This window comes from Martinezella sp. CNPSo 3964 (assembly GCF_057784375.1).
Genome location: NZ_JBXSOW010000001.1, coordinates 580,560 through 605,032 on the forward strand (window position 1 = coordinate 580,560; position 24,473 = coordinate 605,032).

The 24,473-nt window shown below is 59.7% G+C and carries 20 protein-coding genes; 3 read left to right on the plus strand and 17 right to left on the minus strand.

The window, feature by feature from the left end; all coding sequences use genetic code 11:
- Positions 1–56 precede the first annotated feature (56 nt).
- A complete protein-coding gene (locus AC13Q5_RS02885; RefSeq protein WP_488500797.1) occupies positions 57–1,328 on the plus strand; it encodes a L,D-transpeptidase family protein in 1,272 nt (423 codons plus the stop codon).
- Here the strand turns inward: AC13Q5_RS02885 and dnaE are convergent.
- On the minus strand, positions 1,325–4,819 hold the full coding sequence (gene dnaE / locus AC13Q5_RS02890; RefSeq protein ID WP_488501158.1) for a DNA polymerase III subunit alpha: 3,495 nt from the start codon (positions 4,817–4,819) through the stop codon (positions 1,325–1,327). The two genes, AC13Q5_RS02885 and dnaE, sit on opposite strands and share 4 nt — an antisense overlap.
- Positions 4,820–5,175: 356 nt before the next feature.
- Between dnaE and AC13Q5_RS02895 the strand changes: the two genes are divergently transcribed.
- Positions 5,176–5,769, plus strand: a complete 594-nt coding sequence (locus AC13Q5_RS02895) for a hypothetical protein (protein WP_488500798.1) — start codon at positions 5,176–5,178, stop codon at positions 5,767–5,769.
- 76 nt (positions 5,770–5,845) lie between these two features.
- A complete protein-coding gene (locus AC13Q5_RS02900) occupies positions 5,846–6,313 on the plus strand; it encodes a DUF5680 domain-containing protein (protein WP_488500799.1) in 468 nt (155 codons plus the stop codon).
- 111 nt (positions 6,314–6,424) lie between these two features.
- Here AC13Q5_RS02900 and AC13Q5_RS02905 read toward each other — a convergent pair whose 3' ends face one another.
- The 16 genes from AC13Q5_RS02905 to AC13Q5_RS02980 form a co-directional block, all read right to left on the minus strand.
- Positions 6,425–7,108 carry an ABC transporter ATP-binding protein gene (locus AC13Q5_RS02905; protein ID WP_075852297.1) on the minus strand — a complete coding sequence of 228 codons (684 nt, stop codon included), beginning with the start codon at positions 7,106–7,108 and terminating at the stop codon, positions 6,425–6,427.
- 14 nt (positions 7,109–7,122) lie between these two features.
- On the minus strand, positions 7,123–8,433 hold the full coding sequence (locus AC13Q5_RS02910; RefSeq protein ID WP_075852296.1) for a lipoprotein-releasing ABC transporter permease subunit: 1,311 nt from the start codon (positions 8,431–8,433) through the stop codon (positions 7,123–7,125).
- A 27-nt stretch (positions 8,434–8,460) separates the two neighbouring features.
- Positions 8,461–9,783, minus strand: coding sequence for a proline--tRNA ligase (gene proS, locus AC13Q5_RS02915; protein WP_488500800.1), 1,323 nt, complete (start codon positions 9,781–9,783; stop codon positions 8,461–8,463).
- Positions 9,784–10,403: 620 nt separating this feature from the next.
- Positions 10,404–10,679 (minus strand): DUF1467 family protein, encoded by a 276-nt coding sequence (locus AC13Q5_RS02920; RefSeq protein ID WP_075852294.1) that lies wholly within the window; start codon positions 10,677–10,679, stop codon positions 10,404–10,406.
- A gap of 122 nt (positions 10,680–10,801) precedes the next feature.
- On the minus strand, positions 10,802–11,206 hold the full coding sequence (gene mce, locus AC13Q5_RS02925) for a methylmalonyl-CoA epimerase (protein ID WP_488500801.1): 405 nt from the start codon (positions 11,204–11,206) through the stop codon (positions 10,802–10,804).
- 31 nt (positions 11,207–11,237) lie between these two features.
- Positions 11,238–12,911, minus strand: coding sequence for a ribonuclease J (locus AC13Q5_RS02930; protein WP_488500802.1), 1,674 nt, complete (start codon positions 12,909–12,911; stop codon positions 11,238–11,240).
- Between the two features lie 14 nt (positions 12,912–12,925).
- Entirely contained in the window at positions 12,926–13,690 is a 765-nt protein-coding gene (locus tag AC13Q5_RS02935; RefSeq protein WP_075852291.1) for a biotin--[acetyl-CoA-carboxylase] ligase, read from the minus strand.
- Positions 13,690–15,132 (minus strand): NADH-quinone oxidoreductase subunit NuoN, encoded by a 1,443-nt coding sequence (gene nuoN, locus AC13Q5_RS02940; protein ID WP_457880093.1) that lies wholly within the window; start codon positions 15,130–15,132, stop codon positions 13,690–13,692. The genes AC13Q5_RS02935 and nuoN overlap by 1 nt, the downstream gene beginning before the upstream one ends.
- Positions 15,133–15,150: 18 nt before the next feature.
- The gene (locus tag AC13Q5_RS02945; RefSeq protein WP_075852289.1) at positions 15,151–16,662 is read right to left on the minus strand and encodes an NADH-quinone oxidoreductase subunit M; all 1,512 of its coding nucleotides are present in this window, start codon (positions 16,660–16,662) and stop codon (positions 15,151–15,153) included.
- Complete coding sequence (nuoL, locus tag AC13Q5_RS02950) at positions 16,662–18,656, minus strand: NADH-quinone oxidoreductase subunit L (RefSeq protein WP_075852288.1); 1,995 nt, start codon at positions 18,654–18,656, stop codon at positions 16,662–16,664. Before nuoL ends, AC13Q5_RS02945 begins: the two co-directional genes overlap by 1 nt.
- A gap of 7 nt (positions 18,657–18,663) precedes the next feature.
- On the minus strand, positions 18,664–18,972 hold the full coding sequence (gene nuoK / locus AC13Q5_RS02955) for an NADH-quinone oxidoreductase subunit NuoK (protein ID WP_007689961.1): 309 nt from the start codon (positions 18,970–18,972) through the stop codon (positions 18,664–18,666).
- A 31-nt stretch (positions 18,973–19,003) separates the two neighbouring features.
- Positions 19,004–19,618, minus strand: a complete 615-nt coding sequence (locus AC13Q5_RS02960; protein ID WP_075852287.1) for an NADH-quinone oxidoreductase subunit J — start codon at positions 19,616–19,618, stop codon at positions 19,004–19,006.
- 149 nt (positions 19,619–19,767) lie between these two features.
- Positions 19,768–20,259 carry an NADH-quinone oxidoreductase subunit NuoI gene (nuoI, locus tag AC13Q5_RS02965; protein ID WP_069614971.1) on the minus strand — a complete coding sequence of 164 codons (492 nt, stop codon included), beginning with the start codon at positions 20,257–20,259 and terminating at the stop codon, positions 19,768–19,770.
- A 40-nt stretch (positions 20,260–20,299) separates the two neighbouring features.
- Positions 20,300–21,343 (minus strand): NADH-quinone oxidoreductase subunit NuoH, encoded by a 1,044-nt coding sequence (nuoH, locus tag AC13Q5_RS02970; protein WP_015339512.1) that lies wholly within the window; start codon positions 21,341–21,343, stop codon positions 20,300–20,302.
- A 12-nt stretch (positions 21,344–21,355) separates the two neighbouring features.
- A complete protein-coding gene (nuoG, locus tag AC13Q5_RS02975; protein WP_488500803.1) occupies positions 21,356–23,437 on the minus strand; it encodes an NADH-quinone oxidoreductase subunit NuoG in 2,082 nt (693 codons plus the stop codon).
- Positions 23,438–23,676: 239 nt separating this feature from the next.
- Positions 23,677–24,468 (minus strand): NADH-quinone oxidoreductase subunit E, encoded by a 792-nt coding sequence (locus AC13Q5_RS02980; protein ID WP_457880091.1) that lies wholly within the window; start codon positions 24,466–24,468, stop codon positions 23,677–23,679.
- Between the last annotated feature and the right edge of the window lie 5 nt (positions 24,469–24,473).

The following is a 24,473-nucleotide window of genomic DNA, read 5'->3' on the forward strand; positions in this document are numbered from 1 at the left end:
CTTAAACTTCGAAGTCTAACCTTGGGTGCAACGAGTATTGCGTTTTGGTTGTGTCTATGAAGCCATTTTTATTGCTTGGGCTCGCGCTATTGTCGGCCACCGCCCTTTCCCACCCCGCCTTAGCTGCGCCAGATTCCCGCACCCTGCAGATCGTGGTGTCGAAGGATAAGCAATCGCTTGCGGTCTATGATGGCGACAAAGTGATCGCGACCTCGAAGGTTTCGACCGGCAAGCGTGGCCACACGACGCCGAGCGGCATCTTCTCCATTCTGGAAAAGAAGGTTTATCACGAGTCCAATCTCTATTCGGCTGCTCCCATGCCCTTCATGCAAAGGCTGACGTGGTCGGGCATAGCCCTGCATGAATCGAATTCGGTGCCGAACTATCCGGCATCCCATGGCTGCGTGCGTATGCCGAAAGCGTTTGCCAAGATGCTCTACCAGATGACCGAGCGCGGCGTGCACGTCGTCATCGCCAATCAGCCGCTGGTGCCGCAGCCTTTTGAAAACTCGATGCTGTTCCAGCCGCTGGCAGCACCGCCGCCAGCGCTGTTTTCCGGCATCGAACTGCGCCCGATGACCGCAAGCTTTCTGCCGCAGGGGCAATCCCTGCAGGTCGCGACGAACGATGTGACCTCGATCCAGATACCGAAGGCACAGGAAACTCTAGCGCCGCCGACCGATCCCGCGCCGCTCAGCATTCTCATCACCCGCCGCGGCCTGCGCGAAAACGTGCGCGACCTCCAGGGCATTTTGAACGGGATGGGCTTCATCACCGGAACGCCCGACGGAATGCTCGGGCCGGCGACAGTGCAAGCGATCGAAGACTTCAAAAAGGCGCATGACATCAAGACAACGGGCGGCCTTGTCAGTCCCGCACTGATGAAGGCTGTTTATGCTACCGCCGGCAAGGGCGAACCGCCGAATGGTGCGATCATGGTTCGCCAGAACTTCAAGCCGCTCTTCGAAGGACCGGCCATCATTGCCGAGCCGCAAGAAGCACTCGGCGTGCATTTCTTCACCGCCAACGCGATCGATCGCATCAGCGGCAAGGCCGACTGGTTTGGCATGACGCTGGAAGAAGATCTGAGCAAGCAGACGAAGAAGCGATACGGCATCACCAGCGAGGAACAATCGCAATCGCTCGACGCAGCCGGACAAGCGCTCAGCCGCATCACCATCCCTGATGATGTTCGCCACCGCATCGAGGATCTGCTGACGGCCGGCTCATCGCTGACGATTTCCGATACAGGCGTCGGGCCGGAAACCGGCAACGAGACCGATTTCATCACCATCACCAACAACGGCGCGCTCGGGAAAAAGGGCTAGACGAGCTCCACGTCGATCACGCCGGGTGCCGTGCGCAATGCGGCGGCGATTTCCGGCGTGATGCGGTATTTCTCCGGCAAGGCCACCTCCACCTCGCGCATCCCCTCCTCCTTGATGACGATGAAGGAAACGAGGCCATCGCCCTTGGCGTTCAAATGCGCGGCAACCGCCTTCAGCGGTCCGGAATCGCGGACATAGACGCGCAGCGCCTTCTGCATCTGCAACGACTTCTCCTCCAGCGACTGCGCGGTCTGCAGGCGCAGGCTGATGCCTTCCGGGCGCTCATCCGCCTGGGCCGTTATCACGAAGGATTTGCCGACTTCGAGAACGTCACGATATTGGTTCAGCGTTTCCGAGAAGAGCACGGCTTCGAACTGCCCCGATGCATCGGAGAAGACGAAGATGCCCATCTTGTTGCCGGTGCGCGTCTTGCGCTCCTGCTTCGAGATGACGGTGCCGGCAAGGCGGCCGTTGCTGGCGCCCTGCTTCACCGCGGCGGAAAAATCCGCGAAGGGCTGCACGCGCATCTTGTCGAGCACGCTCTTGTAGGTATCGAGCGGATGCGCCGTCAGATAGAAGCCGAGCACCTGGAACTCACGCAGCAGCCGCTCCGAGGCGAGCCAGGGCGTGAAGGACGGCAGCACGATCTTTTCCGGGCCTGACGCAGCGCTTCCGAACATGTCATGCTGACCGCTTCGCTTGTTTTCCTGCGCCACCTGGGCATAGCCCATGATGCGGTCCAGGCCGGCGATCAGCTGGGCGCGGTCGATCTCGAAGCAATCGAAAGCGCCGGCGCAGATCAGGCTTTCCAGAACGCGGCGGTTGATCTGCTTGGGATCGATGCGCAGGCAGAAATCCTCGATACCGGCGAAAGGCTGGTCGCCGCGCACCTCGACGATATGGTCGACAGCGGATTCGCCGACGCCCTTGATGGCGGCCAACGCGTAATAGATGCGGTTGTCGCCCGTCTCGAAATGACGGAACGAGGTCTGCACCGAAGGCGCAATGACCTCAATGCCCAGGCGCTTGGCGTCCTGGCGGAAGTCGTTGACCTTTTCGGTGTTGGACATATCGAGCGTCATCGACGCCGCCAGGAACTCCACCGGATAATGCGCCTTCATATAGGCGGTCTGATAGGAAACGATGGCGTAGGCAGCAGCGTGCGACTTGTTGAAGCCGTAATTCGCGAACTTCGCCAGGAGATCGAAGATAACGTCGGCCTGCCCCTTCGAAACCTCGTTCCTGATGGCACCATCGACGAAGCGCTCGCGCTGCTGGTCCATCTCGGCCTTGATCTTCTTACCCATGGCGCGACGCAGAAGATCAGCCTCGCCGAGCGAATAGCCCGAGAGCACCTGGGCGACCTGCATCACCTGCTCCTGGTAGACGATAACGCCCTGCGTTTCCTTCAAGAGGTAATCGATCTTCGGATGGATCGACTCGATCTCTTCCTCGCCATGCTTGCGGGCATTATAGACCGGGATATTCTCCATCGGACCGGGACGATAGAGCGCCACCAACGCGATGATATCCTCGATGCAGTCGGGGCGCATGCCGATCAGCGCCTTGCGCATGCCCGCACTTTCCACCTGGAACACGCCAACCGTCTCGCCGCGCGAGAGCATCTCGTAGCTCGGTTTGTCATCGAGCGGGATGCTGGCGAGATCGATGCTGATACCGCGTTTGGCGACGAAATCTACCGCGGTCTTCAGCACCGTCAGCGTCTTCAGGCCAAGGAAGTCGAACTTCACCAGACCGGCCTGCTCCACCCATTTCATGTTGAACTGGGTGACCGGCATGTCGGAGCGCGGATCGCGATACATCGGCACCAGCTTCGACAGCGGCCGGTCGCCGATGACGATACCGGCGGCGTGCGTCGAGGCGTGGCGGTAAAGGCCTTCGATCTTCTGGGCAATGTCAAGTAGACGGGCAACGACCGGTTCCTTGTCCGCTTCCTCCTGCAGGCGCGGCTCCTCTTCGATCGCCTTGCTGAGCGGCGTCGGATTGGCGGGGTTGTTCGGCACCAGCTTGCAGATCTTGTCGACCTGGCCATAGGGCATTTCCAGCACGCGGCCAACGTCACGCAAGGCGGCGCGCGCCTGCAGCGATCCGAAGGTGATGATCTGCGCCACCTGCTCGCGACCATACTTGGCCTGCACATAGCGGATCACCTCTTCGCGCCGATCCTGGCAGAAGTCGATGTCGAAGTCCGGCATCGAGACGCGTTCCGGATTGAGGAAGCGCTCGAACAGCAGCGAGAAGCGCAGCGGATCGACATCGGTGATCGTCAACGCATAGGCAACCAGCGAGCCTGCACCGGAACCGCGGCCGGGGCCGACGGGGATATCGTGGCGCTTGGCCCACTTGATGAAGTCGGCAACAATCAGGAAGTAGCCGGGGAATTTCATGCGCTCGATGACACTGAGCTCGAACTCCAGCCGGTCGCGGTATTCCTTCTCCTCATAGCCGGGCGCCATGCCGAGCGAGGCAAGACGCTGGTCGAGCCCTTCGACCGCCTGGGCGCGCAATTCTGCCGATTCCGCACATTCGGCCTCCTCCGCATCGTCGGTGGCGCCGGTGAAACGCGGCAGGATGGGCTTGCGCGTCTTCAGGATGAAGGAGCAGCGGCGGGCGATCTCGACGGTGTGTTCCAGCGCCTCCGGCAGATTGGCGAAAAGCTTCGCCATATCGGCGCGGCTTTTCAGATAGTGATCCGGGGTCAGGCGGAAGCGGGTATCGTCCGAAACGATGGCGTTATGGGCGACCGCCATCAGCGCGTCATGGGCATCATAATCGTCGCGCGTCGGGAAAAAGGCCTCGTTGGTTGCAACGAGCGGAATCTCATGCTCGTAAGCCATCGAGATCATCTTCTGCTCGTGACGGCGATCATAGGTGCCATGGCGCTGCAATTCGATATAGAGCCTGTCGCCGAACAGGCGCTTCAGGGCCAGCAACCGGGAGAGCGCCTGCGGCGCATGCCCCTCCTTCAACGCCATGTCGACCGGGCCAGTCAGCGAACCTGTCAACGCGATCATGCCTTCCGTGCCGATCTCGTCCAGCCATGATGCTGCGATGTGAACGGCATGATTGCCTTCGCCGCCGAGATAGGCGCGGCTGACCAGATCGACGAGGCGTTCATAGCCCTGCTCGGTCGCGGCGAGCAGCACGATGGACGGCAGCTTTGCCAAAGCCTGCTGCGGCCCGCGCTTCTCGCCCTCGCCGCCATCTTCCATATCGATCGACACCTGGCAGCCGATGATCGGCTGCAACCCTTCGTCTATCGCCTTTTGCGAGAACTCCAGCGCAACGAAGAGATTATTGGTATCGGCAATCGCGATGGCCGGCTGGCTGTCGCCGGCAGCCTTGGCCAATATCTTCTTGAGCGGCAATGCGCCCTCTAGCAGAGAATAGGCGGAGTGAACCCTGAGGTGCACGAATTCCGGCATTTCGCCGACCGGCGTTGCCGCGCCGCTGCCACCCACATCCGCCATTTCGAACCCTTCCGCATGCTCACATGAATCGGTGACATTCTCGGCATTGCGGGTCATAAAGTCCATAAGTTGCCCCCATCAAATATGGGAACAGCATGTGCAAACGGGGGATAAAACTTACATCGCCATCATGATCAGGGAGAAGCTGGCAACAAACATGACGATGGAAGTGAATGCTGCAACGTCTCGAATAATATCGGTCATCTACGCGCTCCTTACTCGTTATGTTTCTTTTTTGTTCCATTTTTGTTCAGGAGTCAATAGAAGCATCAATAAATTTCATCGCGCGGCTTTTCAGCCCTCCGATGGACGCCGAGGCAAGCCGAGGCTATGCAAAGGCAAACAGGGAGATCACGATGAAATCACTTGGCTGCGTTCTCATTCTTCTATCGCTTGCAACCGCCGTCCATGCCGAGGACGCCATCGCACCAAACCGCATCGTCGATGCCGCGACCGGTGACTGGAACAAGGACGGCGGTGCGGACCTTGCTCTTCTGGTCGCACCCGCCCCGGGCGATGAGGCTGACACTTCCATCGGCATCTATATCTATCTACGCGACCGAGAACATTCTTTACTGCAGCTAGCCGCAAGCGCACCGGATAAGATATGGGGCAGAGCCGCACCGGACGGCGTCTACGGCCAGGAGCCATCGATCTCCGCGCTGCCGAACGGCTCAATCGCGATCACCTCGCAGAATGATGCCATCGGACGTGATCGCTGGCACCAGACGTTGACACTTGCCTATCGCAGCAACAGTTTCGTGGTTGCCGGCTACACCTACGACTCCCGTGATACGCTCGAACCGGATAACAGCCACAGCTGTGACTACAATGTGCTGACCGGAAAAGTGACCAAGGACGGCAAGACGTTGAAGGCTGATGCCAAGACTGTCAGTATCCAGGACTGGCAGGACGATATCGGTCAGAAGGCCTGCGGAAACGGCCAATAATCACGAATGTTCTCTTTTTGTTCTTTACAAATTACCGACCCGGTGGCATCTTGCCAGCTCACCACTGGAGAGGGTCATGCCGGATCTTGCCGAGCTGAACGATTTCATTGTCACCGCTAAGGCGGAAACCTATGTCGGCGATGGAGAGAGACTGCCATCCTGCCGCAACGGGTCGCACGACATCGGCTATGCAAGTGGCCGCTGGCGTTATCTCGACAGCTATTTCGGCGGGACCGATTTTGCCGGACAGGAGCTTGTCTGGCACGATGGCGAGCCGGTCTGGGCCATGAATTATTTCGGCCATATCGTCGAGCCCGACCTGATCGACGGGAGGCGCGCTGGTATGGTCATCAAGGCAGCATTGCTGCGCCTCTATCTTGATGAAAAGCGCTTTCTCGGCGGCTTCGAATTCGAACATGCCTACGGTCGCTATATCGACCACAGCACCGGGTCATGCAACCACTTCACCGGCCATGAAACTATCATGGTGAAGGACCGCAAGGCCTATGAGCTGGATTATCGCGGCGGCCTGATCGTTCCCTAAAGCTCGTCGCGATCTTTCAGTTTCGCTTCCTATGCTTTAGCTCTTTGATTTTGCACATGTCGTTGTCGGAAAACCGCTCCGCACTTTTGCGCGGCATGCTTGAACGAGCGATCAGACTTCGACCACCTTGCCGTCGCTCAGCGTGACACGGCGATCCATGCGGGCGGCGAGCTCGTGATTGTGGGTGGCGATCAGCGCGGCAAGGCCCGACTGGCGCACCAGTGCTTCCAGCGCATCGAAGACGTAATGCGCGGTATCCGGATCGAGATTGCCGGTGGGTTCGTCCGCCAAAAGCACCAGCGGGGCGTTGGCGACGGCGCGGGCGATCGCGACGCGCTGCTGCTCGCCGCCGGAGAGTTCGGCCGGGCGGTGATCGGCCCGATGACCGATACGCATGTAGTCGAGAAGCTGAGCGGCACGCGCACTCGCATCCTTGCGCGAAAGGCCGGAGATGAGCTGCGGCATCATGATGTTCTCAAGCGCCGAAAATTCGGGCAGCAGGTGATGAAACTGGTAGACGAAGCCGATCTCGCTGCGGCGGACAGCCGTACGCTTGTCGTCGGGCAAGGCTTCGCAGGCCTGGCCATTGACGAGTACCTCGCCGCCATCGGGGTGTTCCAGCAGGCCGGCGACGTGCAGAAGCGTCGATTTGCCCGTACCTGACGGGGCGACAAGCGCCACCATCTCGCCGCTGCGCAAGGTGAAATCGGCCCCCTTCAGGATCGACAGACGCGTCTCCCCCTGCCCGTAATGACGCTCCACGCCCGAAAGCTGGAGAACGACGTTGCGTTTCATCAAATGCGGTATCCTTATTCGTAGCGCAGCGCCTGCACCGGATCGAGCCGCGAGGCACGCCAGGCCGGAAAGATGGTGGCAAGGAAGGACAAGGTGAGCGCCATCACGATAACGGAGATGGTCTCACCGATATTCATCTGGGCCGGCAATTTGCTAAGGAAATAGACTTCCGGATTGAAGATCACGGTGCCCGAAATCCAGGAGAAGAACTGGCGGATAGACTCGATGTTCAGGCAGACCAGGACGCCGAGTATGACGCCAGCAAGCGTGCCGACGACGCCGATCGCCGCTCCCGTCATGAAGAAGATGCGCATGATCGCGCCCGACGTCGCGCCCATGGTGCGCAGGATGGCGATATCGCTACCCTTGTCCTTCACCAGCATGATCAGGCCCGAAATAATGTTCAGCGCGGCGACAAGAACGATCAGCGTCAGGATCATGAACATCGTATTGCGCTCGACCTGCAGAGCTGAGAAGAACGTGGCATTGACCTGCCGCCAGTCCGTCAGGAAGATCTGCCGCCCGGCCGCTTCCTCGATCTTCGGTCTGAGATCGTCGACATCATCGGGATTGGTGATAAAGAGCTCGATCTTCTCGACGATGCCCTCAGCATTGAAGAAGACTTGCGCTTCCTCGAGCGGCATGAAGACAACGGAGGAATCATATTCCGACATGCCGACTTCGAAGATGCCGGAGATCGTGTAGGCTTTGACGCGCGGATTGACACCAAAGGGCGTGACGTCGCCATCCGGCGCCGTGAGCGTGATCTGATCGCCGACCGTCAGACCCAATTGCCGCGCCAGCCGGCTGCCAACCAAAACGCCCTGCCCGGCAGCAAAACCGACCATGTCGCCAGAGACGATATGATCGGAAACCGATTTGAGCTTGGTCAGATCCTCCGAGCGGATGCCGCGCACCAGTGCACCGGTGCCGGAGCCGCCGCGACCGGAGGCGAGCGTTTCGCCCTCGACAAGCGGCAAGGCCATCGTGACACCGGGAACTGCGGAAAATTTCTTCGCCAGATCGGCATAATCGTTCAGCGGCGAATCGATCGGCTGAACAACGACATGACCATTGAAGCCGAGGATCTGCTTGAAGAGCTCGGCGCGGAAACCGTTCATCACGGCCATGACGATGATCAGCGCCGCAACGCCGAGCATGATGCCGACCAGCGAGAAGCCGGCAATGACCGAGATCGAGGCTTCCTTGCGCCGGGAACGCAGATAGCGCCAAGCCACAAGCCGTTCGAAACCGGAAAACGGGCGAGACGATGGGCCGGCCTTGAACGAATTTTCCTGCTGTTCCACTGCCGCGCTCACCGCCATTCGCCTTCCATCCTTTAGTATCGTCAATCAGCCTGCCAGCCGATTGATCGCTGCCTCGACCGTCATCGTCTCGCGAGCGCCGGTCTTGCGGTCCTTCACTTCCACTTCGCCGCTCGCGATCGAACGCGGTCCGACGATAATCTGCACGGGCACGCCGATCAGATCAGCCGTTGCGAACTTCGTTCCGGCGCGCTCGTCGCGATCGTCGTACAGCACATCCTTGCCGGCCCTCGACAGCGCGGCATAGACGGTTTCGCAAGCCTCGTCACACGCTTGATCCCCGGCCTTCATGTTGATCACCACGACGTCAAACGGAGCGACCGAAGCCGGCCAGATGATTCCGTTCTCATCATGCGATGCTTCGATGATGGCGGGAACAAGGCGTGTGGGGCCGATACCGTAAGATCCCATGTGGACAGCATGTTCCTTGCCGTCCGGACCCTGCACCTTGGCACCCATCGGCTCGGAATATTTCGTACCGAAATAGAAGATGTGGCCGACCTCAATGCCGCGCGCCGACAGGCGGTCACCTTCAGGGATCGCGTTGAAGGCGGCTTCGTCGTGCATTTCCGAGGTGGCGGCGTAGACCGAGGTCCACTTGTCGAAAATGCTCTTCAGGCCGGCGACATCATCGAAATTCGTGTCCTCGCCCGGAATGTCGAAATTGACGAAATCCTTGTGGCAGAAGACTTCCGACTCGCCGGTGTCGGCGAGAATGATGAATTCGTGGCTGAGATTGCCGCCGATCGGGCCGGTATCGGCACGCATGGGGATCGCCCTCAGACCAAGACGAGTGAAGGTGCGCAGATAAGTCGCGAACATCTTGTTGTAAGAATGGACAGCACCCTCCTGCGTCAGATCGAAGGAATAGGCATCCTTCATCATGAATTCGCGCGAGCGCATCGTGCCGAAGCGCGGACGAATCTCGTCACGGAACTTCAGCTGAATATGATAAAGGTTCAGCGGCAAGTCCTTGTAGGACTTGATGTAAGACCGGAAGATGTCGGTGACCATCTCTTCATTGGTCGGACCATAGAGCATGGGCCGATCCTGCCGGTCCTTAATGCGCAGCATCTCCTTGCCGTAGGCATCATAGCGACCGCTTTCCTGCCAGAGCTCAGCCGACTGCAGTGTCGGCATCGACAGTTCGATGGCGCCGGAACGGTTCTGTTCCTCGCGGATGATCTTGTTGACCTTATCCAGCACGCGTTTGCCCAATGGCAGCCAGGAATAGATGCCTTGCGACTGCTGACGGATCATACCGGTGCGCAGCATAAGCCGATGGGAAACAATTTCAGCCTCCTTGGGATTTTCCTTCAGGATGGGCATGAAGTAACGAGACAGACGCATGACGCTTGTTCCAGATGGTTTGACGTTCCACGGAGGGCGGAATCGTTAGCAAATTATGTACTGGAGGCAGTTCATAACTGCTTCGGCGCAGGAAGGAAACCCGCATTCTTCAATAGAAGAATTTGACAAAAGCCCGAGAATACAGGGGATAGAGCCTATTTTCGATGTTTCGAAAAAGCGCACGTTTATAAGGATTTACGACGGAAATTCGTCAACAGAAAAATTCTGCGCGGTTGTAGCAAAAAAGCAAAAAAAAGGATGACAAAGCTCAATGTTTGAGCTAATTTTAGCTCACAAAAGAGGCAGGAAGGCTAAATTCTTGCCGTTTCGCGGTCAAGTCTTGGGAGGATCAGATCTTAGGCGCGCTCGTTCGCTGCCCCGGTAACGGATAAGGATCACGCGATACTTTAAAACAAGGCTTATAGCCTTGTTTTTTTTTTTTGCTTTCTCAGCGCCTCAACATCCCCTGGCCTGCCCGGAACCTTTGGTTCGCTCTTCTGCTGAAATAATATACACAAGCTGTAAATTCTTTGCGCCACCCTCATGACAGGCGTGTGACAAATTGATGGCGATCGCAAGGCGCCACATTTCAGGCACCTTTCATCTACGATTTTCGTAGATCATTTGTAGCTTGGAACGATCTGGGGGATGGAATCTATACTCAGGCCGAAGTAGCGCGAGGCGATATACCAGGTGCCATAGATAAGAGCCGATACCAGCGTCGTGACCAGCACGACCCGCCATGCACGGAATTTCGTCGGCGCGCTTTCGACCGTGCCAAGGATCACATGTTCATCCTCAGCCTGGGTTCGCAGACCGAAAGGCAGAACGGCGAAAAGCGTAATCCACCAGATGACGAAATAGACGGCGAAACCGGCGACGATTTGCTGTGCCATTATACTCCCTTCGAGACGAGTTTATCGCCTCTTCCTCTTCCAAGCTGCTTATAGGGGCAAAGCAGTCGTCTTTCAAAGCGCCGATCAGCGTTTTAATGTCACACTCGCCTCAAGCTGCGGTGTCACACCTGCTCAAGCTCGATGAGCGTGCCGAAGAAATCCTTGGGATGCAGGAAGAGCACCGGCTTGCCATGCGCGCCGATCTTCGGCTCGCCGTTACCGAGCACGCGGGCGCCCTTGGCGATGAGTTGATCGCGTGACGCGAGGATATCCGCAACCTCGTAGCAGATATGGTGCATGCCGCCATCCGGGTTCTTGGCGAGGAAGGAAGCAATCGGCGAGGTTTCGCCCAGCGGTTCAAGCAGCTCGACCTTGCTGTTCGGCAGCTCAACGAAGACGACGGTGACGCCATGCTCCGGCAGTTCCTGCGGCGGAGATACGATAGCGCCGAGCGTTTCGCGATAGGCTCTGGAAGCCGCAGCGATATCGGGAACGACGATCGCGATGTGATTGATGCGTCCCAACATGGTTCTCTCCTCCCCGATCCACCGGTCGAACTCAGCTGCCCGTACGGGTTACGAAGACCGTGACGAGAGGCTTCTTGCCCCAGCCCTGGTTTGCCGCTGCCCGCACCGCGCGACGAACGGCCTCCTGCAGCACGTTGAGATCCTTGCGGCGCGCGCGCGGAATGCTTTCGATGGCGCTGACGATAGCATCGAAGAGCGTATCTTCCATCTCCTCGCCTTCGTCGTCATAGGCTGGCAGGCCGATCGGCACGAGATCGGGATCGCCGACTATGTCATAGCGCGCATCGAGCACGACGTTGACGGCGACGTGGCCGACATAAGAGAGCTTCTTGCGCTCGCCGATGCCCATCTCGTCGAAATCGCCGATCAGAATACCGTCTTTGAAGATGCGGCCATGCGGCGCTTCGCCGATGACTTCGACCGGACCGGGTGCTAGACGCAGCACATCGCCGTTGCGCACGCGCGGCACTGTGGCAATGCCGCTCTGTTCCGCCAGTTCCTTATGCGCGGTCAGATGCGTTGCTTCGCCATGCACGGGCACGACGACCTTAGGGCGCGTCCATTCGTACATCTTCTGCAGCTCATTGCGGCGCGGATGGCCGGAGACATGAACCAACGCTTCCGCGTCCGTCACGACATGGACGCCCTGTTCGATCAGGCCGTTCTTGATGTCCTGGATCGCCTTCTCATTGCCGGGAATGGCACGCGAGGAGAAGACGACGATATCGCCGGATGCCAATGCGACGTTGCGCATCTCGTCTCGGGCCAGCTTGGCCAGAGCTGCGCGCGGCTCGCCCTGGCTGCCGGTCAGGATCACCACGACCTTGTCGCGCGGAATATAGCCATATTCGTCTTCGGCGATGAAGGGCTTGACGCCTTCCATGAGGCCGATATCGCGGGCGACATCGACGACGCGCTTCAGCGAGCTGCCGAGCAGCAATATTTCACGGCCGGCGGCTTCAGCGGCCTCGGCAATAGTGCGGATACGACCGACGTTCGACGAGAAGGTGGTGATCGCCACCCTACCCTCGGCATCCTCGATGATCTTGCGCAGGCTTTCGGAAACATCCTTCTCGGAAGGCGAAACGCCATCACGCAGCGCATTGGTGGAATCGCACATCAGCGCCAGCACGCCCTCTTCGCCAAGCTGGCGGAAGCGGGTCTCATCGGTCAGCGGGCCGAGTGACGGCTCATGATCGATCTTCCAGTCACCCGTATGAACGACATTGCCGAGAGGCGTGCGGATCATCAGCGACATCGGCTCGGGGATCGAATGATTGACGGCCACGCCTTCGATCTCGAACGGGCCGACATTGATGCGGTCGCCTGCCTTGAACAGCGTGACCGGAATCTCGCCCATCGACTTCTCGTAATCGCGCTTGGCTTCGAGAAGGCCAGCGGTGAATGCGGAGGCATAGATCGGAACATTCAGGCCCGGCCAGAGATCGTTCAACGCGCCATAGTGATCTTCATGGGCATGGGTGATGATGATGCCCTTGAGGTTCTTGCGCTCCTTGGCGAGGAAACGGATATCCGGCAATACGAGATCGACTCCAGGCAGATCCGGTCCCGGGAATGTGACGCCGCAATCGACCATGATCCACTGGCGCTGCTCCGCCGGACCATAGCCATAAAGGGCGAGGTTCATGCCGATTTCGCCCACGCCGCCGAGAGGCAGAAACACCAATTCGTCTTGTTTCGCCATGTGATCCCTACCCATTACCTAAAGAAAACGTCGCCCGCGGCAATCGGCATGATCCTGCCGTCCTCGGTCTCGAGCATCAACAAGCCATTATCATCGATTCCGGAGAAATGGCCCGAAATTGAGCGATCCGGCAAGTTTACCGTGATCTTTTCGCCGATGCCGCATGCAAATTCGCGCCAGCGCGCGGTGATTTCCCGAATGCCCTTGCCGCGGTTCCAGGCATCGAGTGCCTCGGACATAGCGGCATAAAGATGGGCAAACAGCTCGTCCGGCGACACCATCGAGCCTTGCTGTCTCAGGCAGGTGACCGGATACATCGGATTGTCAGGCATGACGGCAATATTGATGCCGATGCCGATGACAAGCGCATAACGGCCATCCGGAAGAGCCTCGCCTTCGATCAGGATACCGCAGGTCTTCTTGCGGCCGATCAGAATATCGTTCGGCCACTTGATCTCGGCCGGTTCGGCTGCGAGCGGCAACACCCCACGCACCGCCTGATGCACGGCGACCGCGACCGCAAGCGGCAAAGAGCCGAGCCGGTCCATGGGAGCGGGATCGATCAGAAGGAGAGATGCATAGAGATTGCCGGCTTCAGACACCCAGGGCCGGCCGCGGCGGCCGCGCCCACCCGTCTGGCGCTCCGCGGTCACCCAAAGGTTTCCAGGATCGCCGGCGCGTGCGCGTTCAAGGCACACGTTGTTTGTGGACGAAGTCTCTTGAAGGGCATCGTGCCGGAAGTCGGCAAGCGACTTCCGGCTATTCATGTCAGACGCCATCAAAACAGCGTCGCAGCGGCGAGATCGGCAGCACCGCCGATTACGCCGCCGAAGAAGACATAGGCAATGACGAACAGGCCGGAGAGACCGAAGACGAGGCGCAGCGAACCAGCGGTACGTGCGAATTCATCCTTGGCCTCATCGAACCACATCACTTTGATGACGCGCAGATAGTAGTAAGCGCCGACGACCGAAGCCAGAACACCGATGATGGCGAGCGCATAGAGATGCGCCTGGATGGCAGCGACGAAGACGAAGTACTTTCCGAAGAAGCCTGCGAGCGGCGGGATGCCTGCCAGCGAGAACATGAGCGCCGTCAGCACGACCGCCATGAAGGGGTTGGTCGTCGAAAGGCCGGCGAGATCCTCGATGCTTTCGACCTGACGACCGTCCTTGCGGCGCATCGCCATGATGATGGCGAAGGAGCCGAGCGTCATGACCATGTAGATGACCATGTAGAGCATGACGCCGGAGACGCCGGTCTTGGTGCCGGCGGCGAGACCGACGAGCGCGTAGCCCATGTGACCGATCGACGAATAGGCCATCAGTCGCTTGAAGTTGCGCTGGCCGATTGCGGCGAAGGAGCCGAGCACCATCGAGGCGATCGAGATGAAGACGATGATCTGCTGCCAATCGGCCAGGACCGGATGGAAGGCCGTCACGACGATACGCGTCAGGATCGCCATGGCGGCAACCTTCGGCGCCGCCGCGAAGAAGGCGGTGACCGGGGTCGGCGCACCTTCGTAAACGTCCGGCGTCCACATGTGGAACGGCACGGCAGAAATCTTGAAGGCGAGGCCTGCAAGCACGAAGACCAGACCGAAGACGAGGCCGAGCGAACGGGTCTCGGCGCTCAGCGCGGTAGCGATCGCATCGAAGGTCGTGTGGCCCGTGAAGCCGTAAACCAGCGACATGCCGTAGAGCAGCATGCCCGACGACAGTGCACCGAGAACGAAATACTTCAGGCCGGCTTCGGTCGACTTCAGGCTGTCGCGGTTGATCGCGGCCACGACGTAGAGCGCCAGCGACTGCAGTTCCAGCGACAGGTAGAGCGAGATCAGGTCGTGCGCCGAAATCATCAGCAGGATGCCGAGGGTCGCGAGCACGAGCAGAACCGGGAACTCGAAGCGATCGAGCTGCTGCTCGCGCGCCTGCCCCATGCTGAGGAACATGGCGACGATCGAGCCGACCAGCGCGACGATCTTCATGAAGCGGGAGAAGCCGTCGGCGAGATAGGCGCCGCCATAGGCAAGGCCCTCGCCCGGCACGAAAATGATCCAGAGACCGGCCACCGCGAGGAGCGCGATGGCAAGACCGGTGACCGTGGGTCCCGACCGCTCGCCCGAGAAGACGCCGATCATGAGCAACGCAAGTGCACCGACCGCGAGGATGAGCTCCGGAATGGAAAGATGCAGGCTTGCAAGAATTGTGTCAGCAGTCATGTCGAATAGGTCCCGTCATCAATTCATCGACAGCGCAACATTCTGCGCAGCGTGCAGGGCAGCGGTATAATTGTTCACCAGCAGATCCACCGAAGCCGCCGTGGCATCGAAGATCGGAGCCGGATAGACACCGAAGAGGATCGTCAGCGCGATCAGCGGATAGAGGATCAGCTGTTCACGCGGCGACAGATCCAGGAGCTTCTTCAGGTTTTCCTTCTCCAGCGCGCCGAAAATGACGCGGCGGTAGAGCCAGAGCGCGTAAGCCGCCGACAGGATCACGCCGGTCGCGGCGAAGAGCGCAACCCAGGTATTGGCGCGGAAAACGCCGATCAGGGTCAGGAATTCGCCGATGAAGCCGGAAGTGCCGGGCAGACCGACGTTCGCCATGGTGAAGACCATCATGGCGACGGCATATTTCGGCATGTTGTTGACCAGGCCGCCATAAGCCGCGATTTCGCGGGTATGGGTGCGGTCGTAGATCACGCCGACGCAGAGGAAGAGCGCGCCCGAGACGATACCGTGCGAGAGCATCTGGAAGATCGCACCCTGTACGCCCTGCTGGTTGGCTGCAAAGATACCCATCGTCACATAGCCCATGTGGGCGACCGACGAGTAGGCGATCAGCTTCTTGATATCGTCCTGCATCATCGCGACCAACGAGGTGTAGATGATGGCGATGACCGAAAGGGCGAAGACGAGCGGCGCGAAATATTCCGAAGCATTCGGGAACATGCCGAGCGAGAAGCGGATGAGACCGTAGCCGCCGAGCTTCAGGAGGACGCCCGCCAGAATGACAGAGCCCGCCGTCGGCGCCTGAACGTGCGCGTCGGGAAGCCAGGTATGAACAGGCCACATCGGCATCTTCACCGCGAAGGAGGCGAAGAAGGCAAGCCATAGCCAGGTCTGCAGCTGCGGCGGGAACTTGTAGGCGAGCAGCGTCGGGATGTCGGTCGTGCCGGCCTGCCAGTACATCGCCATGATGGCGAGCAGCATCAGCACGGAGCCGAGCAGCGTGTAGAGGAAGAACTTGTAGCTGGCGTAGACGCGATCCTTGCCGCCCCAGACGCCGATGATCAGGAACATCGGGATGAGGCCGGCTTCGAAGAAGACGTAGAACAGCACGATATCCAGCGACACGAACACGCCGATCATCATCGTCTCGAGGACGAGGAAAGCGATCATGTAGTCCTTCAGGCGCTTTTCGACCGAAAGCCAGCTTGCGAGCACGCAGAAGGGCATCAGGAAGGTCGACAGGATGACGAACAGCATGGAGATGCCGTCGACGCCCATGTGGTAGCTGATGCCGCTCGTCAGCCAGTCATGCTTTTCGACGAGCTGGAAGCCAGGATTGGCATTGTCGAACCAGATCCAGACGAACAGCGACACGATGAAGGTGACGATGGTCGTTGCCAGCGAAATGTTCAGGACGTTCCGGCGGCCATTGGCACCGTCGTCCTGCGTAAACAACAGGAGAACGACACCTACCAGCGGCAGGAATGTGACCGTTGAAAGAATGGGCCAATCGGTCATCAGAGGGAACTCCCGAGCATCATCCAGGTAACGAGGGCCGCAATACCGAGCAGCATCGCGAAGGCATAGTGATAGAGGTAGCCGGTCTGCAGGCGCACGACGCGGTTGGTGACATCAACGACGCGGGCGGCAATGCCGTTCGGGCCGATGGTATCGATGACCCCGATGTCGCCCTTCTTCCAGAGGAAGCGGCCAAGCGCCTTGGCGGAGCGGACGAAGAGGAAGTCATAAAGTTCGTCGAAGTACCACTTGTTCAACAGGAACTCGTATAGCACGCGCTGCTGCTGGGCGAGACGGCGCGGCGTTTCCGGCGACTTGATGTAGAAATACCAGGCGGTGACGAGGCCGAGAAGCATGGCGATGAAGGGGCTGAGCTCAACCCACAAAGGCGCATGTTCCATCTCTTCGAGGATCTTGTTGTCCGGGAGCGTGAACAGGGCATGCTTCCAGAATTCCTCGTAGGCGTGACCGACGAAATCAGCATTGAAATACATGCCGGCACCGACAGCACCGATCGCCAGCAGGTAAAGCGGGATCAGCATGACGTTCGGCGATTCATGCACGTGGTGCATGACTTCGTGCGAGGCGCGCGGCTTGCCGAAGAAGGTCATGAAGATCAGGCGCCAGGAGTAGAAGCTGGTGAACATCGCGGCGATGACGAGCAGCGTGAAGGCGAAGCCGGCGGCTGCATTGTGCGAGGCGAAGGCCGCCAGGATAATCGCATCCTTCGAGATGAAGCCGGCAAAACCGATGTGGGTCAACGGAATGCCGACGCCGGTGATCGCCAGCGTGCCGATGATCATCATCCAGAAGGTCTTCTGGATGTGCGGGCGCAGGCCACCCATATGACGCATGTCCTGCTCGCCATCGACGGCGTGGATGACCGAGCCGGCGCAGAGGAAGAGCAGAGCCTTGAAGAAGGCGTGGGTGAAGAGATGGAAGATCGCAGCGCCATAAGCGCCGACGCCGAGGGCGACGAACATGTAGCCGAGCTGCGAACAGGTCGAGTAGGCGATGACGCGCTTGATGTCGTTCTGCACGAGGCCGACGGTTGCGGCGAAGAAGGCCGTGATCGCGCCGACGATCGTGACGACGGTCAGCGCATCCTGCGACAATTCGAAGATCGGCGACATGCGGGCGACGAGGAAGACGCCGGCGGTGACCATCGTTGCGGCATGGATGAGTGCGGAAACCGGCGTCGGGCCTTCCATGGCGTCCGGCAGCCAGGTGTGCAGCAGGAACTGCGCCGACTTGCCCATCGCGCCCATGAAGAGCAGCAGGCAGACGGCCGTCAGCGCGTGACCGCGATCGAGATGCATGCCGAAGAGGTTGAGCACGATATCCGTCGGCTGACCGCCCTGCCCGGAGGCGAAGCTCTGGGCATTGCCGAAGATGACGTCGAAATTGATCGAGCCGAAGAGAACGAAAACACCCGCAATGCCGAGCACGAAGCCGAAGTCGCCGACGCGGTTGACGATGAAGGCCTTCATCGCAGCGGCCGAGGCGGACGGTTTCTTGAACCAGAAGCCGATCAGCAGATAGGAGGCGAGACCGACGCCTTCCCAGCCGAAGAACATCTGGGCGAGGTTGTCGGAGGTCACCAGCATCAGCATGGCGAAGGTGAAGAGCGAGAGATAGGCGAAGAAGCGCGGACGATGCGGATCGTGGTGCATGTATCCGATCGAATAGACGTGAACCAGGGTCGAGACCGAATTCACGACGATCAGCATGACCGAGGTCAGCGTGTCGACGCGCAGCGACCAGGAGACGTCGATGCCGCCGGACTGGATCCAGCGCAGGACTTCGACCTTGATCGGGCCATCCGTATGGCCGAGCGCCACGGTGAAGAAGACGACCCACGAGAGGACGGCCGCGATGATCATCAGGCCGGTGGTTACATATTCCGAAGCCTTGGCGCCGATCGCGCGGCCGAAAAGGCCGGCGATGATCGCGCCAATCAGGGGAAGAAAGACGATAGCCTTATATAAAAACATAGCTTTATCAGCCCTTCATCACGTTGACGTCTTCAACCGCGATGGAGCCGCGGTTACGGTAGAAGACGACGAGAATTGCAAGACCGATCGCAGCTTCAGCTGCAGCGACGGTCAAAATGAATAGAGCGAAAACCTGGCCGACGATGTCGTTGAGGAACGACGAGAAGGCGACCATGTTGATGTTGACCGCGAGCAATATGAGCTCGACGGACATCAGGATGATGATGACGTTCTTGCGGTTCAGAAAGATACCAAAGACGCCGAGCACGAAGAGGATGGCGCTGACCGTGAGGTAATGGGAAAGTCCGATGACCATGTTCTTGTTCCTTTGATCCTCGTGCCTCGCCTCAGACGCCCTGCCCCGGCTTGACCTTGACCACCTCGACGGCGGTCGCGGGCGTGCGGGCGACCTGTTGGGAAATGTTCTGGCGCTTGATGTGCGTGCGATGCTTCAGCGTCAGCACGATTGCACCGATCATCGCGACCAGCAGAACGAGGCCAGCGATCTCGAAGAAGTAAACGTAGTTGGTGTAGAGCACGTCGCCGAGGGCGGCGGTGTTCGTCCGCTGCGTCAGAGCCGGGATCGGCATGGCGACGGACTTGGCAATGGTCGGCGAAATCACGCTGCCGCCGATGACGACGATGAGCTCGGCGGCGAGGATGATACCGATCAAAGCACCGATCGGGGCATACTCCAGAATGCCGGCTCTCAATTCCGAGAAGTCGATATCGAGCATCATGACGACGAAGAGGAAGAGAACCGCCACGGCGCCGACATAAACGACCAGCAGGATCATCGCCAGGAATTCAGCCCCCATCAAAAGGAAGAGGCCGGCCGCGTTGAAGAATACCAGGATGAGGAACAGGACCGAATGGACCGGATTCCGCGCCGAGATGACCATGAACGCCGACGCCACAGCGACAAAGGCGAAGATATAGAAAAAAAGAGCCTGCAGACCCATGTTGGTGCCTTTTTCGTCTTCCCCCGGGCAGCCGGGAGTTTCCCTGCCCGATGGAGCTCGACCGGACGATAAGTCCGGCAAAGCCCCGGTCTAGATTCAACCGCGACGGCGACAATCGGCCGCCCGTCACGGCATATTCAAAACTCCGCTCAGCGGTACGGCGAGTCGATCGCGATGTTGCGCGCGATTTCGCGTTCCCAGCGGTCGCCATTGTCCAAAAGCCGCGCCTTGTCGAAGTAGAGCTCTTCGCGGGTCTCGGTGGCAAATTCGAAGTTCGGCCCTTCGACGATGGCGTCGACCGGGCATGCCTCTTGGCAGAAGCCGCAATAGATGCACTTCACCATGTCGATGTCGTAACGCACCGTGCGGCGGGTGCCGTCGTTGCGGCGCGGCCCGGCCTCGATGGTGATGGCCTGGGCAGGACAGATGGCCTCGCAGAGCTTGCAGGCGATGCAACGCTCTTCGCCGTTGGGATAACGGCGCAGCGCGTGTTCGCCACGGAAGCGCGGGCTGACCGGCCCCTTTTCGAAGGGATAGTTGATCGTTGCCTTCTGCTTGAAGAAGTAACGCATCGACAAAAAGAATGCGCCGACAAATTCCTTGAGGAACAGCGAGCTGACGGCGTTGGAAATTCCGGCCATCTTCAACCTCCAAATCTGCTTGAAGCGAGGATCGACATCATCATGCCCATCCCGTCAGCTTCAGCACGAATGCAACGATAACGACCATGGCGAGCGACAGCGGCAGGAAAACCTTCCAGCCAAGGCGCATGAGCTGGTCGTAGCGGTAGCGCGGCACGAATGCCTTCACCATCGCGAACATGAAAAACACAAAGCACGACTTCAGCAGGAACCAGATGATGCCCGGAACCCAGTTGAGGATCCAGATATCGACCGGAGGCAGCCAGCCGCCGAGGAAGAGGATCGTCGTCAGCGAGCACATCAGAACGACGGCCGCGTATTCGCCGAGCATGAACATCATGTAAGGCGAAGAACCGTATTCGACCATGAAGCCGGCAACCAGTTCCGATTCCGCTTCCGGAAGATCGAAGGGCGGACGGTTCGTTTCAGCCAGCGCCGAAATGAAGAACACGATGAACATCGGGAAGAGCGACAGCCAGTGCCAGTCGAGGAACGAGGCCGGCAGGCCTAGCTTGGTGCCGAGGCCGGTCTGCTGCGACAGCACGATATCCGTCAGGTTCAGCGAACCAACGCAGAGCAGCACGGTGACGATGACGAGGCCGATCGAGACTTCGTAGGACACCATCTGCGCCGCTGAACGGAGCGCGCCGAGGAACGGGTATTTCGAGTTCGAAGCCCAGCCGCCCATGATGATGCCGTAAACTTCCAGCGACGAAATCGCCAGAATGTAGAGGATGCCGACGTTGATGTCGGCGACGACCCAGTTCTGCGCCACCGGCACGACGGCCCAGGTGGAGAGCGCCAGCACCACGGACACCAGCGGAGCCAGCAGGAACACGGTCTTGTTGGCGCCGGCCGGGATGATCGGCTCCTTGAACATGAACTTCAGCAAGTCGGCGAAAGACTGAAACAGACCGAAGGGACCGACGACGTTCGGGCCGCGACGCAGCTGAACGGCAGCCCAGATCTTACGGTCGGCAAGCAGAATGTAAGCGATAAAGACCAGCAGGCAGACCAGGAGCAGCAGCGACTGGCCAATCATGATCAGCGCCGGCCAGAGATAGGTCGAAACGAATGAATCCATAGTCCTGTGCCCTTACTCTGCCGCAACGCGGAAATTGTTGCGGGCCAATGCCGAGCACTCGGCCATGACAGCCGATGCGCGCGTTATCGGGTTCGTCAAATAGAAGTCTTTGATCGGCGAAGCAAATGCCGATTTGCCCATCGCGCCGGCTTTTTTCGCAAGTGCGGCAATTTGGGCGCTATCGGCTTCGGCAATCTCGTCGATACCGGCGAAATGCGGGAAGGCTGCATAGAGCTTCGAGCGCAATTCCCTCAGCGAATCAAAGGGAAGCTTCTTGCCGAGCACGTCGGAAAGGGCGCGAATGATCGCCCAGTCCTCGCGGGCGTCGCCCGGCGCGAAGCCGGCGCGGTTGCCCATCTGAACGCGACCTTCGGTGTTGACCCAGGTGCCCGACTTTTCGGTGTAGGCTGCTGCCGGAAGGATGACATCGGCGTTCTGGGCGCCGTTATCGCCGTGCGAGCCAATATAGACGGTAAACTTCGCGCCCTTGCGGCTGAAGTCGAGTTCATCGGCGCCGAGCAGGAAGAGGACGTCCATCGACGACAGCATCGCGGCGGCATTGACGCCCTTTGCGCCCGGCACGAAACCGAGGTCGAGGCCGCCGACGCGTGAAGCAGCGGTGTGCAGCACGGCAAAGCCGTTCCAGTCTTCCTTGACAACACCGACGGCGGTGGCGAGCTTGGCGGCATTCGCCAGCACTTCGGCACCGTCTTCGCGTGTCAGGGCTCCCTGCCCGATGATGATCATCGGCTTCTGAGCGTTCTTCAGCACGTCAGCAAAGCTGTGCGAGCCGCTGACGAGATCGGCCAGCGTATCCGGACCAGCGCCGAGATAGTCATAGGAGTAGCGAAGGTCTGCAGCCTCCCCGATCACACCGATCGGGAACTTGCCGCGACGCCAGCGCTTGCGGATGCGCGAGTTCATGACAGCAGCCTCGAAGCGCGGATTGGCGCCGACGATCAGCAGCGCATCAGCGGCTTCGATACCCTGGATGCTCGGGTTGAAGATGTAGCTTGCGCGGCCGAGCGACGGATCAAGCGCCGTCCCGTCCTGGCGACAGTCGAGATTTTCCGATCCCAGCGATTTCAGCAGTTCGCCAAGAGCGTACATTTCCTCGACCGAAGCGAGATCGCCGGCGATGGCGCCGATCTTGTCGCCGCTGGTGGCAGAAACCGCCGACTTGATGGCAGCGAAGGCATCGCTCCAGCTGGCTAGCTGCAGGCGGCCATCCTTGCGGACATAGGGCTTGTCGAGGCGCTGCGTCTTCAGGCCGTCCCAGATGAAGCGGGTCTTGTCGGAGATCCACTCTTCGTTGATCTGCTCGTTGACGCGGGGCAGCACGCGCATGACTTCGCGGCCGCGCGTATCGACGCGGATTGCCGAGCCGAGCGCGTCCATGACGTCGATCGATTCGGTCTTGTTCAGTTCCCAAGGGCGAGCCGTGAAGGCGAAAGGCTTCGAGGTCAACGCGCCGACCGGGCAAAGGTCAACGACATTGCCCTGCAGCTCGGAGGTCATCGCCTGCTCGAGATAAGTGGTGATTTCAGCGTCTTCACCGCGGCCGATGAGGCCGAGCTCGGAGATACCAGCAACCTCAGTCGTGAAGCGAACGCAGCGCGTGCAGTGAATGCAGCGGTTCATCACGGTCTTGACGAGCGGGCCGATATACTTGTCTTCGACGGCACGCTTGTCTTCCTGATAGCGTGAGCTGTCGATACCGAAAGCCATGGCCTGATCCTGCAGGTCGCATTCGCCGCCCTGGTCGCAGATCGGGCAATCCAGCGGGTGGTTGATCAGCAGGAATTCCATCACGCCTTCGCGGGCCTTCTTGACCATTGGCGTGTTGGTGAAGACTTCCGGAAGCTCGCCGTTCGGGCCGCCGCGGATGTCGCGAACACCCATGGCGCAGGATGCCTGCGGCTTCGGCGGGCCGCCCTTCACCTCGACGAGGCACATGCGGCAATTGCCGGCCACCGACAGTCGTTCATGGAAGCAGAAGCGCGGGACTTCGGCGCCGGCTTCCTCGCACGCCTGGATAAGCGTGTAGTGATCCGGAACTTCGATCTCTTTACCGTCAATCTTCAGTTTAGCCATCGTCCACTCAGTCCTATGTCACGTCTTCAGCCCAACCTGGCCGCAGACAATTTCATGATCGCAGACCGGGTTGCCATCGCGGCGGCTCAAACGCCTGATGACACCGGTTCGCTCACAATAAACTTTGCCAAGCCTTGTCCCCGCAAGACCAGCTTTGCGATCGAGCCATGCGGGTCACCCACATCGTCTCCATCGCCGTCATTCACCCTCCCCGGCCGCGATACAGCCGAGGAAAAATCTCAACTCCTGCCCTTCGGCAGCAGCGCCTTCGCCTGACCGACCCAGTCGTCGCGCCGGATGCGGCCGTCGAAGCCAAATTCCGCATCGATCCGCTCGACATCCGCATCGCTCCAGGCGGCGATATCGGCAAATCGCTTGATGCCGCGTCCGTTCAGCACCTGCTCCAGCTTCGGACCGACGCCGGAAATCCGCTTCAGGTCGTCGGCCTTCTCGGCAGCCTTGCGGCCGCGCACGGGAGCTGTCTTTGCGGCGACTGGCGCTGCAACTTCAACCTTCTTTGCGGCAGCCGGCGCGGTAACTTCAACCTTCGCCGTCTTCTTTGCAGTTGTCGTCGCAGCCTTGGGTGCGGCGACAGCAGGCTTCGGCTCGGCCTTCTTCACGGTAGCCGGCTTCTGCTTTGCAGCAGCCGGCTTCGGTGCGACTGGCTTCGGCGCTGTTGTCTTGACAACGGGCGCCGCCTCTACAGGCTTCGCATCCCCTGCCCCGCTATTCGTGGCCGCCGGCTTCGCAGCGACTTCAGCCTGATGCTTTTCGTCTTCCAGGGCTTCGGCCAGTTTGGTGGTTGCCTCAACGGCGCCCTGGAAAGCACCGAGGAATGCACCCGCCAGCTGCGAGGTAAAGCCGAAGCCGATGGCCGTGACCGCAGCAATGGCTGCAGCCGGATGGGCCATCAACGGGTGGATCGGCATGATCGGCGCTTTCCCAAACATATCGGCAGCAAAGCGGCCGAGATCGGCCGATACATCGCCGCCTGCTCCACTTTCCTGCCTGATATCGTTGGTCTTCGCCATCTTCG

Excerpts from the sequence above, each read along its gene's own strand:
- AC13Q5_RS02895 (WP_488500798.1), top strand. The coding sequence starts at position 5,176 with ATGAAATCACTTGGCTGCGTTCTCATTCTTCTATCGCTTGCAACCGCC.
- nuoK (WP_007689961.1), bottom strand. The coding sequence starts at position 18,972 with ATGGTCATCGGACTTTCCCATTACCTCACGGTCAGCGCCATCCTCTTC.
- AC13Q5_RS02905 (WP_075852297.1), bottom strand. The coding sequence starts at position 7,108 with ATGAAACGCAACGTCGTTCTCCAGCTTTCGGGCGTGGAGCGTCATTAC.
- mce (WP_488500801.1), bottom strand. The coding sequence starts at position 11,206 with ATGTTGGGACGCATCAATCACATCGCGATCGTCGTTCCCGATATCGCT.
- nuoL (WP_075852288.1), bottom strand. The coding sequence starts at position 18,656 with ATGTTTTTATATAAGGCTATCGTCTTTCTTCCCCTGATTGGCGCGATC.
- AC13Q5_RS02920 (WP_075852294.1), bottom strand. The coding sequence starts at position 10,679 with ATGGCACAGCAAATCGTCGCCGGTTTCGCCGTCTATTTCGTCATCTGG.
- AC13Q5_RS02885 (WP_488500797.1), top strand. The coding sequence starts at position 57 with ATGAAGCCATTTTTATTGCTTGGGCTCGCGCTATTGTCGGCCACCGCC.
- proS (WP_488500800.1), bottom strand. The coding sequence starts at position 9,783 with ATGCGTCTGTCTCGTTACTTCATGCCCATCCTGAAGGAAAATCCCAAG.
- AC13Q5_RS02960 (WP_075852287.1), bottom strand. The coding sequence starts at position 19,618 with ATGGGTCTGCAGGCTCTTTTTTTCTATATCTTCGCCTTTGTCGCTGTG.
- nuoH (WP_015339512.1), bottom strand. The coding sequence starts at position 21,343 with ATGGATTCATTCGTTTCGACCTATCTCTGGCCGGCGCTGATCATGATT.
- AC13Q5_RS02900 (WP_488500799.1), top strand. The coding sequence starts at position 5,846 with ATGCCGGATCTTGCCGAGCTGAACGATTTCATTGTCACCGCTAAGGCG.
- AC13Q5_RS02930 (WP_488500802.1), bottom strand. The coding sequence starts at position 12,911 with ATGGCGAAACAAGACGAATTGGTGTTTCTGCCTCTCGGCGGCGTGGGC.
- nuoN (WP_457880093.1), bottom strand. The coding sequence starts at position 15,132 with ATGACTGCTGACACAATTCTTGCAAGCCTGCATCTTTCCATTCCGGAG.
- nuoG (WP_488500803.1), bottom strand. The coding sequence starts at position 23,437 with ATGGCTAAACTGAAGATTGACGGTAAAGAGATCGAAGTTCCGGATCAC.
- dnaE (WP_488501158.1), bottom strand. The coding sequence starts at position 4,819 with ATGGCGGATGTGGGTGGCAGCGGCGCGGCAACGCCGGTCGGCGAAATG.
- AC13Q5_RS02910 (WP_075852296.1), bottom strand. The coding sequence starts at position 8,433 with ATGGCGGTGAGCGCGGCAGTGGAACAGCAGGAAAATTCGTTCAAGGCC.
- AC13Q5_RS02945 (WP_075852289.1), bottom strand. The coding sequence starts at position 16,662 with ATGACCGATTGGCCCATTCTTTCAACGGTCACATTCCTGCCGCTGGTA.
- AC13Q5_RS02980 (WP_457880091.1), bottom strand. The coding sequence starts at position 24,468 with ATGGCGAAGACCAACGATATCAGGCAGGAAAGTGGAGCAGGCGGCGAT.
- nuoI (WP_069614971.1), bottom strand. The coding sequence starts at position 20,259 with ATGGCCGGAATTTCCAACGCCGTCAGCTCGCTGTTCCTCAAGGAATTT.
- AC13Q5_RS02935 (WP_075852291.1), bottom strand. The coding sequence starts at position 13,690 with ATGGCGTCTGACATGAATAGCCGGAAGTCGCTTGCCGACTTCCGGCAC.